Origin of the sequence: Halodurantibacterium flavum (genome assembly GCF_042681825.1) — a bacterium.
GTDB classification, from domain to species: Bacteria; Pseudomonadota; Alphaproteobacteria; order Rhodobacterales; family Rhodobacteraceae; genus Halodurantibacterium; species Halodurantibacterium flavum.
Genome location: NZ_JBHUGH010000005.1, coordinates 377,048 through 390,852, shown reverse-complemented (window position 1 = coordinate 390,852; position 13,805 = coordinate 377,048). Strand labels below are relative to the sequence as shown.

Annotated in this window: 13 protein-coding genes; 9 read left to right on the top strand and 4 right to left on the bottom strand. The window is 68.0% G+C overall.

Going from position 1 to position 13,805, the window contains the following annotated elements; translation table 11 throughout:
• Position 1 precedes the first annotated feature (1 nt).
• Complete coding sequence (locus ACFSGJ_RS08465) at positions 2-280, top strand: DUF2842 domain-containing protein (protein WP_390260715.1); 279 nt, start codon at positions 2-4, stop codon at positions 278-280.
• A complete protein-coding gene (locus tag ACFSGJ_RS08460; RefSeq protein ID WP_390260713.1) occupies positions 277-972 on the top strand; it encodes a thiamine diphosphokinase in 696 nt (231 codons plus the stop codon). Before ACFSGJ_RS08465 ends, ACFSGJ_RS08460 begins: the two co-directional genes overlap by 4 nt.
• Here the strand turns inward: ACFSGJ_RS08460 and ACFSGJ_RS08455 are convergent.
• Both ACFSGJ_RS08455 and ACFSGJ_RS08450 read right to left on the bottom strand, forming a co-directional pair.
• Positions 872-1,834, bottom strand: coding sequence for a DMT family transporter (locus ACFSGJ_RS08455; protein ID WP_390260711.1), 963 nt, complete (start codon positions 1,832-1,834; stop codon positions 872-874). The genes ACFSGJ_RS08460 and ACFSGJ_RS08455 overlap by 101 nt on opposite strands.
• 43 nt (positions 1,835-1,877) lie before the next feature.
• Positions 1,878-3,251: an L-serine ammonia-lyase gene (locus ACFSGJ_RS08450; RefSeq protein ID WP_390260709.1), complete on the bottom strand. Its 1,374-nt coding sequence runs from the start codon at positions 3,249-3,251 to the stop codon at positions 1,878-1,880.
• Positions 3,252-3,402: 151 nt separating this feature from the next.
• Between ACFSGJ_RS08450 and rpiA the strand changes: the two genes are divergently transcribed.
• From rpiA to ACFSGJ_RS08420, 6 genes are all read left to right on the top strand, one after another.
• Positions 3,403-4,227, top strand: coding sequence for a ribose-5-phosphate isomerase RpiA (gene rpiA / locus ACFSGJ_RS08445; protein WP_390260707.1), 825 nt, complete (start codon positions 3,403-3,405; stop codon positions 4,225-4,227).
• Between the two features lie 4 nt (positions 4,228-4,231).
• Complete coding sequence (gene gor / locus ACFSGJ_RS08440) at positions 4,232-5,593, top strand: glutathione-disulfide reductase (RefSeq protein ID WP_390260705.1); 1,362 nt, start codon at positions 4,232-4,234, stop codon at positions 5,591-5,593.
• A 79-nt stretch (positions 5,594-5,672) separates the two neighbouring features.
• On the top strand, positions 5,673-6,812 hold the full coding sequence (hflK, locus tag ACFSGJ_RS08435) for an FtsH protease activity modulator HflK (RefSeq protein ID WP_390260703.1): 1,140 nt from the start codon (positions 5,673-5,675) through the stop codon (positions 6,810-6,812).
• A complete protein-coding gene (gene hflC / locus ACFSGJ_RS08430) occupies positions 6,812-7,849 on the top strand; it encodes a protease modulator HflC (protein ID WP_390260701.1) in 1,038 nt (345 codons plus the stop codon). The genes hflK and hflC overlap by 1 nt, the downstream gene beginning before the upstream one ends.
• Before the next feature lie 303 nt (positions 7,850-8,152).
• Positions 8,153-9,592 carry a DegQ family serine endoprotease gene (locus ACFSGJ_RS08425; protein WP_390260761.1) on the top strand — a complete coding sequence of 480 codons (1,440 nt, stop codon included), beginning with the start codon at positions 8,153-8,155 and terminating at the stop codon, positions 9,590-9,592.
• Positions 9,593-9,723: 131 nt separating this feature from the next.
• Entirely contained in the window at positions 9,724-10,047 is a 324-nt protein-coding gene (locus ACFSGJ_RS08420; protein WP_390260699.1) for a 2Fe-2S iron-sulfur cluster-binding protein, read from the top strand.
• A 302-nt stretch (positions 10,048-10,349) separates the two neighbouring features.
• Here the strand turns inward: ACFSGJ_RS08420 and purD are convergent, their stop codons facing one another.
• A complete protein-coding gene (gene purD / locus ACFSGJ_RS08415) occupies positions 10,350-11,612 on the bottom strand; it encodes a phosphoribosylamine--glycine ligase (RefSeq protein WP_390260697.1) in 1,263 nt (420 codons plus the stop codon).
• A 72-nt stretch (positions 11,613-11,684) separates the two neighbouring features.
• Between purD and xseA the strand changes: the two genes are divergently transcribed.
• A complete protein-coding gene (gene xseA / locus ACFSGJ_RS08410) occupies positions 11,685-13,307 on the top strand; it encodes an exodeoxyribonuclease VII large subunit (RefSeq protein WP_390260695.1) in 1,623 nt (540 codons plus the stop codon).
• Here xseA and ACFSGJ_RS08405 read toward each other — a convergent pair.
• Positions 13,304-13,702, bottom strand: a complete 399-nt coding sequence (locus tag ACFSGJ_RS08405) for a hypothetical protein (protein ID WP_390260693.1) — start codon at positions 13,700-13,702, stop codon at positions 13,304-13,306. The genes xseA and ACFSGJ_RS08405 overlap by 4 nt on opposite strands.
• Positions 13,703-13,805: the final 103 nt, after the last annotated feature.

The window sequence follows — 13,805 nt, the reverse complement described above, 5'->3', positions numbered from 1 at the left end:
CGTGGAACGCGGGCCGCAAAACCAGGGCGCGGGCCTCAGCCACCGGGCGCGCCGCCGTTGGGCGCTTTTCATCCTGCTGGTCGGGCTGCCGGTCTATGTGGTCGTGGCAGTCAACGTGGTCGAGATGTTCGAGCGGCCCTCGATCTGGGTCGAACTGCTGGTCTTTGTCGTCCTTGGCATCGTCTGGGCGCTGCCCTTCCGCTTCATCTTTCGCGGGGTGGGGCGCGCAGACCCGGATGCAGACCCGGATGAGGACGCGCCAAAAGGACCGCGCGCGTGATCCTGCGCTCTGACCGGGCGGTGACGCTGGTGGGCGGCGGGTCGCTCCACCATTCCCACCTGCCGGATGCGCTGGCCATCGCGCCCTGCCTTGTCGCGGCGGATGGCGGGGCGGATGCGGCGATGCTGGCCGGGCTGCGGCCCGAGGCGGTGATCGGCGATTTCGATTCCATCTCGCCCGCCGCGCAAGAGGCGTTTGCCGATGTCCTGCACCACGTCACCGAACAGGAAAGCACCGATTTCGACAAATGCCTGCGGCTGGTCGAGGCGCCGTTCTACCTCGCGCTCGGATTTCTGGGGGAACGGCTGGACCATACGCTTGCCGCCTTCACCTCACTTGTCACGTATCGTGACCGGCGCTGCATCCTGGTGGGCGAGCGGGATATCTGCTTCCTTGCGCCTGAACGCCTGAACCTCTCGCTGCCCGAGGGGACGCGGCTGTCGCTTTATCCGATGGGGGCGGTCCGGGGCGAAGGCAGCGGTCTGCGCTGGCCCATCGCGGGGCTCGACTTTGCGCCGGACGGGCGGATCGGAACCTCGAACATGGTCACCGGGCCTGTGGCGCTGCGGTTCGACGCGCCCCGGATGCTGGTCATTCTGCCGCGCGGCTGCCTGCGGGCGGCGCTTCGGGCGCTGACAGCGGGGGCACTGACAGGGGACGATGCCGCTGAAGGCTCCGTTCCCGGTGAATGATATATAGCCCCGACCCGGCGATCACGGCGATCCCCACCCAGGTGAGCGGATCGGGAAAATCCCCGAACACGAGGTAGCCGAGGCCAACCGCGCTGACCAGTTCCAGATAGTGCAGCGGCGCAAGCGTCGCCGAGGGCGCAAAGCGCAGCGCATAGGTGATGAGCATGTGGCTGACCGTCGCCGCCACGCCAACCGCGCCAAGCCAGGTCCATGCGATGCCGGCCGGCAGCACCAGGGACAGCGCCGCGACGCCGCCCAGATGGCCCGCCAGCAGCAGCGGCAGACATAGAACGACCGCCATCACCGCCGTATGCAACTGCATCGTCACCGGATGCATCACCTGCGACAGGCGCCGCGTGGCCAGCATGTAAAGCGCAAAGAAAAGCGCGGTGCCGAGCGGATAGAAGGCGACCGCGCCAAAGACCGCAAAGCTCGGCTGGATCACCAGCAGACATCCGGCAAAGCCGATCACGCTTGCGCCCAGCCGTCTTGGGCCGACCTCTTCGCCGAAGATCAGCCAGCCGAGCAGCAGGATGATGAAGGGTTCGACAAAGACGATGGCCAGCGCATCGGCGATCGGCATCACCGCCACGGCCGCGACAAAGAAGAACGTCGCGAGGATCGAGAAGGCCGCCCGCCAGAACAGAAGCCACAGCGCCCGGGGTCCGGCCCCCATGGGCAACCCCATCAGCAGCACGACCGGCAGCATCAGAAGCGCCTGCACCACGAAGCGCGCCAGCGTGATCTGGCCGGCCGGGACCGTCGCCGCAGCGAGTTTCGACGCGACGTCGATCAGCGGCGCGGTCAGGCAGAAGCCGAGCATGAGCATCACGCCCGGCAGAATGCGGTCGGTTCCGGTCATCCTGTCCTGCTAGCGGTGCAGCCGGGCGCTGTCCATTGTCCGTTCAGCAATTCGGCACGTTCACGGCCAAACCGCCCAGGGAGGTTTCCTTGTATTTCTCGCTCATGTCCTGGCCGGTCTGGCGCATTGTCTCGATGCAGGCGTCGAGCGGCACCAGATGCTGCCCGTCCCCACGCAGCGCGAGGCTGGCGGCCGAAACCGCCTTGATCGCGCCCAGCCCGTTCCGCTCGATGCAGGGCACCTGCACCAGCCCCTTTACCGGATCGCAGGTCATGCCGAGGTGATGTTCCAGTGCGATCTCGGCCGCGTTTTCCACCTGTTCGGGCGTCCCGCCCATCACGGCGGCAAGGCCCGCTGCGGCCATGGCGGCGGCGCTGCCGACCTCGGCCTGACAGCCGCATTCCGCGCCCGAGATCGAGGCATTGTGCTTGACCAGCCCGCCGATCGCCGCCGCCGTGAGGAGGAAGTCGCCGACCCGTGCCCGGCTTGCCCCCGGCACATGATCGAGCCAGTACCGGATCACCGCCGGCACCACCCCCGCCGCGCCGTTGGTGGGCGCGGTGACGACCTGACCGCCGGCGGCGTTTTCCTCGTTCACCGCCATGGCATAGACGCTCATCCAGTCGTTGATCGTATGCGGCGGCACAAGGTTCAGCCCGGCCTCGCGCCTGAGCGCCTCATGGATGCCCCTCGCGCGGCGTCGCACCTTGAGGCCGCCGGGAAGGATGCCCTCGGCGGCAAGCCCGCGTTCGATGCAGGCGTCCATCACCGACCAGATCCGGGCCAGCCCGTCCTCCAGCGCCCGGGCGGACCGGACGGCCAGTTCGTTTTCCCGCTTCATGCGGGCGATGGTCTTGCCGCTCTCCTGCGCCATGCGCAGCATCTCGGCCGCGTTCCGGAACGGGTAGGGGACAGGCGCGGCGGGGGTCCCGGCCTCGCCTGCTGCAAGCTCCGCCTCGGTCAGGACAAAGCCGCCGCCGACGGAATAATAGGTTTCCTGCAGGATCACGTCGCCCTGCGCATCGGTCGCCCGCAGGATCAGGCCGTTCGCATGGCCGGGCAGGGGCGGGCCATAGTCGAAGGCAAGGTCAGAGGCGGGATCGAAGGCAAGCTGCGGCAGGCCCGGCGGGGCGATCCGGCGCGTCTCGCGGATGTCCGCAAGCGTGGTCTCGGCGGCCTCTGCATCGAAGGTTTCGGGGCTGAACCCGGCGAGCCCCAGGATCACCGCGCGGTCGGTCGCGTGCCCCACCCCGGTAAAGGCGAGCGACCCGTGCAGCGATGCCCGAAGCCCCACCGGATGAAAGGGCGAGCCGCGCAGCAGGTCGAGAAACCGCGCCGCCGCGACCATCGGGCCCATGGTATGGCTGGACGACGGGCCGATGCCGATCTTGAACATATCGAAGACGGAAAGAAACATCCGCATCCTCCTTTTCCCATCATCTAGGCGCTGCGACGCGCCGCGGCACGTCCGAAAGCGACATCTCGTCCCCGGTATGCGGGGCCGATTCCCCTCGCAGCGGCGGCGCAAACTGCCTATAACCGGCGCGACACGGGATCAGGAACGCAGCATGATCACTGAAAACGGTACCCATACGGGCACAGAAGCAGGAACCGGGCAGCCGGGTCTTTCCCCGGCGGATACCGCCAAGAACGCCGCCGCCTGCCGGGCCGTCGACTTTGTCGAGGACGGGATGCGCGTGGGTCTTGGCACGGGCTCGACCGCGGCCTTCATGGTGCGGCGTCTGGGCCAACTGGTGCGCGAGGCGGGGCTGCGCGTCACGGGCGTTCCGACCTCCAGCCGCACGGCGGCACTTGCGCGGGACGAGGGCATCCATGTCGTGACGCTGGCAGAGGCCGGCTGGCTTGATCTCACCATCGACGGGGCGGACGAATTCGACCCGGCCTTCAACCTCATCAAGGGCGGCGGCGGCGCGCATCTGCAGGAAAAGGTGGTCGCCACCGCCTCGGACCGGATGATCGTCATCGCTGATCCCGACAAGGACGTGGCCCAACTGGGGGCCTTTCCCCTGCCGGTCGAGGTGCTGCAATTCGGCTGGGAGGTGACGCAACGCCTGATCGCCGAACTGCTGGAAGGCCAGGACGTGGCGAGCCGTGGCATCACCCGCCGCATGGGTGCCGAAGGCCCGTTTGTGACGGATGAGGGGAACTTCATCCTCGACCTGCATCTGGGCCGCATCGGCAACCCGCCCGCCCTGGCGCTGGCGCTAAACCAGATCGCGGGGGTGGTTGAAAACGGCCTTTTCATCGACATTTGCGATGTTGTGGTGATCGGGCATCCGGACGGCCATGTCACGGTGCGCGACCGCCATTCGGGGCGCGAGACGTCCCATGGCGCTGTCCCGGACAACGCCTTTTCCGGGCTTGGGGGCTAGGGCAATGGCATTCGATTACGATCTCTTTGTGATCGGCGGCGGTTCGGGCGGGGTCCGTGCCGCGCGCATCGCTGCGGCCGAAGGCGGGGCAAAGGTCGCGCTGGCCGAGGAATACCGCATGGGCGGCACCTGCGTCATCCGCGGCTGCGTTCCCAAAAAGCTGATGGTCTTTGCCTCGTCCTATCCCGAGGCGGTCGAGGATGCCCGCGCCTACGGCTGGGGCGCGCAGCTGGGCGCCTTTGACTGGCCGAAGTTCCGCGACCAGCTTGCCGAGGAACTGACCCGGCTTGAAGGGATCTATCGCCGCAACCTGCAGAATGCCGGCGTCACGATATATGATCAGCGCGCGGTGTTGGCCGATCCGCATACGGTGCGGCTGGCTGACGGGCAGACCTTCACGGCCAAGCATATCCTGATCGCGACCGGCGGACGGCCCTTTGTCCCCGAGATGGATCACGCCGACAAGGTCTTGACTTCCAACGACATCTTCGGACTGGAAAAGTTGCCCGGCTCGATCCTGATCGTCGGCGGGGGCTATATCGCCTCGGAATTCGCCTGCATCCTGCACGGGATGGGCGTCAGGGTGACGCAATATTATCGCGGGGCGCAGATCCTGCGCGGCTTTGACGATGAAGCGCGCGGCATGGTCGCGGAAGGAATGCGCGCGCGCGGCATCGACGTGAGCTGCGGCACCGACGTCCTGTCGCTGGAACCGGCCGAGGGCGGGTTGCGCGTCCGGTCCACCCAGGGGCATGACACCGTCTTCGACCAGGTGCTCTACGCGACCGGCCGGCGCCCCAATACCGAGGGGCTGGGGCTGGAAGAGGCGGGCGTATCACTTGGGCGCAACGGGGAAGTGATCGTCGATGACTGGTCGCAGACCGCTGTTCCGTCTATCTATGCGGTGGGGGATGTGACCGACCGGATCAATCTTACGCCGGTCGCGATCCGCGAGGGTCATGCCTTTGCCGACACCGTATTCCGGGGCGACAAGCGCAAGGCCGATCACGATCTGGTTCCCAGCGCGGTCTTTACGCAGCCCGAGCTTGGAACGGTCGGCCTGACGGAAGAGGCCGCGCGCGAACAGGGACCGATCGAGGTCTACAGCGCCGCCTTCCGCCCGATGCGGACCTTGTTCGCGGGGCGTCAGGACAGGGTGATGATGAAACTCATCGTCTGTCGCGAGACCCGCCGCGTCCTTGGGTGCCATATCGTGGCGCCCGAAGCCGGCGAGATGATTCAGCTTGCCGCCATCGCGATCAAGATGGGGGCGACCAAGGAAGACTTCGACCGGACTGTGGCAGTCCACCCGACGATGGCGGAGGAACTTGTGACATTGCGCACCCCTGTGCGTAGGGACGATTAGCGTATAAACGCACAGGTTGAAGAATGGGCGCGCGATGCCCGCTGTGAGATGATCATGACAAGAGGGGAAAAGAGGTTCGATGGCTGGTAACAACGGCGGACCCTGGGGGAGCGGCGGAGGCGGCGGCGGTGGCGACAATCGCGGCGGCAATCGTGGCAATAACGGGCAGCGGCCCGGCGGCGACGGTTCGCAGATCCCGGAAATCGACGAAATCGTGCGCAAGGGGCAGGAACAGCTCCGGGTGCTGATGGGCGGTCGCGGCGGTCGTGGTCCGCGCGGACCCCGCAGCGGTGGCGGCGGGCCGGCCTTTTCGGGCCGCACGGTCCTTCTGGGCCTGCTCGGGGTGCTCGCGCTCTGGGTCTTTGCGTCCTTCTACACCGTTCGCCCGGAAGAACGGGGCGTCGAGCTGATGTTCGGCAGCTATCACCGCACCACCGGGCCGGGTCTGAACTTTGCGCCCTGGCCGGTCGTGACGGCGGAAATCGTTCAGGTGACGGGCGAACGGGTGACGGATATCGGCACCGGGCGCGGCGGCCGGATGGACAGCGGCCTGATGCTGACCCGCGACGAGGCCGTCGTGGACATCGAATTCCAGGTGGTCTGGAATATCGAGCGTCCGGACGAATTCCTCTTCAACCTGGCCGATGCGGGTGAAACCGTTCGCGCGGTGTCGGACAGCGCGATGCGCGACATCATCGCCCGGTCCGAGCTTTCGCCGATCCTCAACCGGGACCGGGGCGCGATCGCGCAGGACCTGCTGGAGGCCATACAGGCGACGCTGGACACCTATCAAAGCGGGATCAACGTGATCCGCATCAACTTTGACCGCGCCGACCCGCCGGGAGAGGTGATCGACAGCTTCCGCGAAGTTCAGGCGGCGCGCCAGCAGCGCGACCGGCTGGAGCGTGAGGCCGATGCCTATGCCAACCGCGTCCTTGCGGGCGCACGGGGTGAGGCCGCGCAGATCCTGGAACAATCCGAGGGCTATCGCGCGGAGGTCATCAACGCGGCGCAGGGTGAGGCGAGCCGCTTCGTCTCGGTCTATACCGAGTATGTGAATGCGCCGGAGGTGACCCGCCGCCGCATGTATCTGGAAACGATGGAGCGGGTCCTGGGCGGCATGGACAAGGTCATCCTTGACGGCGTCACCGGCGACGATGCCGGGGGCGGGGTGCTTCCCTATCTTCCGCTGAACGAACTGCGTCGGGGGGGCAACTGATGAACCGCACGGCTTTGATACTTCCCGTTCTTTTCGTGGCGCTGGTCGCGGGGCTTTCCTCGGTCTTCATCGTCGACGAACGCGAAAGGGTGCTTGTACTGCAATTCGGCCAGGTGCGGCAGGTCCGCGAAGATCCGGGCCTCGGCTTCAAGATTCCGCTGATCCAGGAGGTCGTCCGCTACGACGCGCGTATCCTCGGGCTGCAGACGCAGCCGTTCGAGGTGACGCCGCTCGACGACCGCCGGCTGGTGGTCGATGCCTTTGCCCGCTGGCGGATCGTCGATGTCGTCCGCTTCCGCGAGGCGGTGGGCGTCGAGGGAATCAATGGCGCGCAGGGCCGGATGGAGCGGATCGTGACACCCGCCATCCGTGAGGTGCTGGGTTCGGTTCCGTCGGGCGCGGTGCTCTCGGACGACCGGACGGCGCTGATGAACCGCATCCGCGATCTGGCGCGGCGCGACGCGGCGACGCTGGGGGTCGAGGTGATCGACGTCCGTCTGACCCGCACCGACCTGCCGGAACAGAACCTTGCGGCGACCTTTGCCCGGATGCGGGCGGAACGCGAACGCGAGGCCGCGGACGAAATCGCCCGGGGTGAAGAGGCCGCGCAGCGCGTCCGTGCCTCGGCCGACCGGACGGTGGTCGAGCTTGTGTCCGAGGCGCGTCGCCAGTCGGAGGTCATTCGCGGTGAGGCCGATGCCGAGCGCAACGTGATCTATGCCGAGGCCTTCGGGCGCGATCCGGAGTTCTTTGCCTTCACCCGGTCGCTCACGTCGTATGAAAGGGCCTTGCGCGGCGAGAATTCGACGATGGTCATGCGGCCGGACAGCGACTTCTTCGCCTACCTGCGGTCGGATCAGGGCCTTGGCGCTGCTGGCGGCGCGGCCCCCGCACCGGGCGCCGAGGATCAGCTGAGCGGTGCGCCTGCGCCCGAGGCGGAGGATGGCCCCGCGACGCCGGAGCAGACGGGCGCCGTGGCTACGCCCGCACCGGAAGCCCCGGCGCTGGCGCTCAACCCCCAGCCCCTGACCGAATGACAGCCGGAGCCGCCCCCAAGGGGCGGCTCTTTTCGATTCAGGGCGCGGGTCATCCGGATGACGCGCCAACCGATTCATCAGGCGAGACGATCACAGCGCCGCGCGCATCGATCCTTGCATTTGCGTTTTCCCGCGCGCGCCATAACTATAGCGGAACGACTGAAGCCGAACGACCGGGGGCAGGGGTGCCCTTGCCGCCGGAACGTGGCAGGCTGTTGATCGCGGCCACATGGCCGGAAGCTTAAAAAGGAGACTGCGTTGAGACCCGTTGCCATCCCCCTCAAGCGTGACGTGCGTGATGCGATGCGCCCCCTTGCCTTGTTCACGGGGCTGGTGCTCGGGCTCATGCTCTTGCTCGCGCAGGCCGTATCGGCGCAGGCGCGGGCGCCTGAAAGCTTTGCCGATCTGGCGGACCGCGTCAGCCCGGCTGTCGTGAACATCACCACCTCGACCACGGTGGCCTCGCCCAGCGGGCCGCAGCCGATCGTGCCCGAAGGATCGCCCTTCGAGGAGTTCTTTCGCGATTTCCTCGATCGCGGGCCGGGCCAGCAGCCCCGGGCACCGCGCCGCAGCCAGGCGCTCGGCTCGGGTTTCGTGATCTCGGAAGACGGCTATATCGTCACGAACAACCACGTGATCGAGGGCGCGGATCAGATCACGGTCGAATTCTTTGCCGGCGGCGAACTGGACGCGCGGGTGATCGGCACCGACCCCAACACCGACATCGCCCTTCTGAAGGTCGAGAGCGACCGGCCGCTGCCCTTTGTCAGCTTTGGCGATTCGGCGACGGCGCGGGTGGGCGACTGGGTCATGGCCATGGGCAACCCGCTCGGCCAGGGTTTTTCGGTCTCCGCCGGGATCGTCTCGGCGCGCGGGCGGGCGCTTTCGGGCAGCTATGACGACTACATCCAGACCGACGCGGCCATCAACCGCGGCAATTCCGGCGGGCCGCTTTTCAACATGAGCGGTGAGGTGATCGGCGTGAACACCGCGATCCTGTCGCCCACCGGCGGCTCGATCGGGATCGGCTTCGCCATGTCCTCGGCCGTGGTGACGCGGGTCGTGGACCAGCTGCGGGAATTCGGCGAGACGCGGCGCGGCTGGCTGGGCGTACGCATCCAGGACGTGACGCCCGAGATCGCCGAGGCGATGGGCCTTGAGCGGGCGGCAGGCGCGCTGGTCACCGACGTGCCCGAAGGCCCGGGGCGCGATGCCGGCATCCAGGCGGGCGACGTGATCCTCAGCTTCGATGGCAATGACGTGGCCGACACGCGCGATCTGGTCCGCAGGGTGGGCGATGCCGAGGTTGGCCGCGCGGTGCGTGTCATGGTGATGCGCGACGGGCGCACCCAGTCGCTGCGCGTGACGCTGGGGCGGCGCGAAACGTCCGAGGGCGGCAGCCCGATGCCCATGCTCGAGGAAGAGGCGCCCGAACCCGAGGCCGCCGCCGCCGATATCCTCGGCATGACGGTCAGCAACCTGAGCCCCACCCTGCGCGAGGAGCTTGGCTTGCCGGGTACCATCGACGGGCTGGTCATCACCGCCATCGACGAGGACAGCGAGGCCTATGAAAAAGGCCTTGCCGTGGGCGATGTGATCGCCGAGGCGGGGCAGCAGCCGGTCTCGACCCTTGCCGATCTGGAGGCCCGGATCGAGGAGGCGCGCGACTCCGGCCGCCGCTCGGTCCTGCTTCTGATCCGCCGCGGTGGAGAGCCGCGCTTTCTGGCGCTCTCGGTCGAATAACGCGGCGGGCAACAGGATAGCTTGCAGGGGGCGCCGCGTGCGCCCCTTTCGTTTTGCCGCATCGGGGGGTCTGGCATCCGCGCCGCGTCTGGCCTATGTGGCGAAAGCGAGGCGAAATGCGGAAGGACCAAATGGCAAAGATCACCTATGTCGAGTTCAGCGGCACCGAGCATGTTGTGGACGTCCCCACCGGGCTGACCGTGATGGAGGGCGCGCGCGACAACGGTATTCCGGGGATCGAGGCGGATTGCGGCGGTGCCTGCGCCTGTTCCACCTGCCATGTCTATGTCGCCCCGGACTGGGTCGACCGGCTTCCCGCGAAGGACCCGATGGAAGAGGACATGCTTGATTTCGCCTATCAGCCGGACCCGGTGCGGTCGCGCCTGACCTGCCAGATCAAGGTCACGGATGCGCTGGACGGTCTGGTCGTGCAGATGCCGGAAAAGCAGATCTGATACTGTGACCTGCGCGGGCTGGCGGGGCCTCTCCCGCCCGTCTTCGACGCTTGCGCGTCTTATCCCGTTGGGCCGTGCCGCGCGCAAGGCGCGCGGTTAAACTGAAAAACGCTCGCGCGCTTTGGGCGTGGTTGATAAGCAAGGGGAACCCGCGCGCTTTGTGCGTGGATGCCGACTAAAATGGAGGCCGCGCCCGAACGCGGCGCCGAGGGAAGGCGGGCACCCCGTTATCGCCTTGCCGGCCAGCCGCCGCAGGAGATTCCTGCAGGAAGGCGCCGGCCCCCCGAAACGGTGCCGCCGGTTCAGAGCGCCCGCCAGCCGATATCGCGGCGGCAGAACCCGTCGGGCCAGTCGATCCGGTCGACCATCCCATAGGCGCGATCCCGTGCCTCGGCGAGCGTGCTTCCCCGGGCTGTGACGTTCAGCACCCGCCCGCCTGCCGAGACCAGCCGCCCGTTATCCTCGGCGGTTCCGGCGTGGAAGGTCATGTGGAAACTGTCCTTCGGCAGGCCATCGATCCCGGTGATGATGCTGCCCTTGTCATAGGCGCCGGGATAGCCCCGCGCCGCCATGACCACCGTCAGCGCATGGTCATCGGCCCAGTCCACCCGCATCCCGGCCAGCCGCCCCTCGGCGCAGGCGAGCATCAGGTCCAGCGCCTGCGCGCCAAGCCGCATCATCAGCACCTGACATTCCGGATCGCCAAAGCGGCAGTTGTATTCCACCAGCCGAGCACGGCCCTGCTCGATCATCAGCCCGGCATAGAGAACGCCGCGATAGGGCGTGCCGCGCCGGGCCATCTCGGCCATGGTCGGGCGCACGATTTCATCCAGCGCCTGCGCGGCGATGGCCTCGGTCAGGACGGGCGCGGGCGAATAGGCGCCCATCCCGCCGGTATTCGGCCCCTGATCGCCGTCAAAGGCGCGCTTGTGATCCTGCGCCGTGCCGATCGGCAGCACCGTCTCTCCGTCGCACAGAAGGAAAAAGCTCGCCTCCTCGCCGCCCATGAACTCTTCGATCACGACCTCGGCGCCTGCTTCGCCGAAGGCGCCGTCGAACATCTCATCAATCGCGGCAAGCGCGGTGTCATTGTCCATCGCAACGACAACGCCCTTGCCCGCGGCCAGCCCGTCGGCCTTGATGACGATGGGTGCGCCCCGGGCCATCACGTAGTCGCGCGCGGGTCCGGCGCTGTCGAACCGGGCCCATGCGGCGGTGGGCGCGCCGGCCGCGTCACAGATCTCCTTGGTGAAGGCCTTCGACGCCTCCAGCCGCGCCGCCGCGGCCGAGGGGCCGAAGACGAGGATGCCTGCCTCGGCCAGTCGATCTGCCACGCCGGCGGCCAACGGGGCCTCGGGGCCGACGACGACGAAGTCGACGGCGTTCGCCTCGGCGAAATCCACCACTGCGCCACCGTCGAGGATATCGAGCGCCGCACATTCCGCCAGCGCGGCGATGCCTGCATTGCCGGGTGCAACGATCAGCCGGTCGCATTTCGGGTTCTGCTTGATCGCCCAGGCCAGCGCATGTTCGCGCCCGCCGCCGCCCAGCACCAGGATGTTCATTGCCGCCCCTCTCTTGGCCTTCGCTTGCCGGCGTTCTAAGGTGCGCGCGCCCCTGTGACAAGCGAGCGCCAGATGTCCGACCTGTTTGAAGACCCGCAACCGGGCGGCAATGCCCCGGAATTCACCGTCTCGGAAATCTCGGGCGCGGTGAAGCGGGTGATCGAGGGCGAATTCGGTCAGGTCCGCGTGCGCGGCGAGGTGGGGCGCGTGTCCCGTCCGCGGTCGGGGCATATCTATCTCGACCTCAAGGATGACCGGAACGTCCTGGCCTCGGTCATCTGGAAGGGGAACGCCGACCGCCTGCGCACTCCGCCCGAAGAGGGGATGGAGGTGATCGCCACGGGTCGCCTGACGACATTCGGTGGGCAGTCGAAATACCAGATGGTGATCGACGACATCGCCCCCGCGGGCGCCGGCGCGCTGATGGTCATGTTGGAAAAGCGCCGCGCCGCCCTGGCGGCCGAGGGCCTCTTTGACGCCGCCCGCAAGCGCCCTCTGCCCTATCTGCCCGAGGTGATCGGGGTCGTGACCTCGCCCTCGGGCGCGGTGATCCGCGATATCCTGCACCGCCTGCGCGACCGGTTTCCGCGCCGCGTGCTGATCTGGCCGGTAGCCGTGCAGGGCGAACGCTGTGCGCCCGAGGTGGCGGCCGCGATCCGTGGCTTCAATGCCGTGGTGCCGGGCGGCCCGATCCCGCGCCCCGACCTGCTGATCGTTGCCCGGGGCGGCGGCAGTATCGAGGATCTCTGGGGCTTCAACGAGGAAATCGTCGTGCGCGCCGCCGCCGAAAGCACGATCCCGCTGATCTCGGCGGTGGGGCACGAAACCGATACGACCCTGATCGATCACGCCGCCGACCGGCGCGCCCCCACACCCACCGCCGCGGCGGAAATGGCGGTGCCGGTGCGTCTTGAACTGCTCAGCTGGCTTGACGGGCAGGCGGCGCGGCTGGGGCGGTGTTCGGACGCCGCGGTGACGCAGCGGCGCCAGAGACTGCGCGATCTGGCCCGCGCCCTTCCGCGCCCCGAGGCGCTGGTGGGGCAGGCGGCCCAGCGGCTGGATCATTGCGCCGAGCGCCTGCCCTCGGCCTTGCGGGCGGCGACGGGGCGTCGCAGGCTCGCCTTCCACGAGGTGGCGGCGCATCTGCGCCCGCGTCTGCTGGCGGATCGTCTGTCGCGCGGGCGCGATCTGCTGGTGCGGCAGCAGATGCGGCTGGTGGCAGCGCTGCATCGTCCGGTGCAGCGGGACCGGTTGCGCCTCTCGACTGCGGGTTTCAGCCCTGCGCGCCTGACCGAGCGTCTTCGGCGTGACCGCGACACGCTCGGCGCGGCAGAGCGTCGCCTGTCGCTGGCGCTGCAGCGCAGCCTGCGCGACGCCGGGGCCGAACTGGTGCGCGGCCGCGATGCCCTGGCCACCCTTTCCACCCGGCTGGATCAGGCGGGTGCCGCCCGGCTGGCCGCGGCCCGCGACCGGCTGGAGGGTCTGGAACGCCTGCGTCAGACCCTCGGCTATCAGGAAACGCTGCGCCGGGGCTATGCGGTCGTCCGGTCGGAAGGGGCGGTCGTCACTACAAAGGCAGCCGCGGAACAGGCCGCCGCGCTGGAGATCGAGTTTCAGGATGGCCGCCTGTCGATCGGGTCACGCCCGGGCCGGCGGGGCAAGCCGGGCCCCGAGAGGCAGGGCAGCCTGTTCTAGACGCCCACATCCGGGCCGGGGCAACTCAGCGGCTCCGAACTCTGCTCGACCTCGACAAGTTCGGTGCCGGCGCCGGTTCCGTCCTGAAACTGGGCGGACAGCCCCTCTTCCGTTTCGCGGAAGATCCAGCATTGCAGCGCGCCGTCCTTTTCGTAGGTAAAGCAGATCTGCCCGCCGTTATCGAACCACTTTCCACGCCGGCATTCCTGCCCGACAAAGGCCCAGATGACCTCCCGGTTCGGCAGATACTGCTCGATCCCGTAGGGCACGCCGCCGCTGCTGAAGGTTAGCGTGCGGCCCTGCGTATAGGCGTCGAATTCGTCGCCCGTCATCGGGGCCTGGGCCTGCAGGGCGGCAGGCATCGCAACAAGGCAGGCGGCAAGAACAAGGCGCATGGTCACTGATCCGGATGGGGTGCTGGCCAGCCTACAGTGCCAGAGAATGGCGCCCCGATCCAGCGTGCCGGGCGGCGGTCGGCGGACCTGCGCCTTCTGGCTG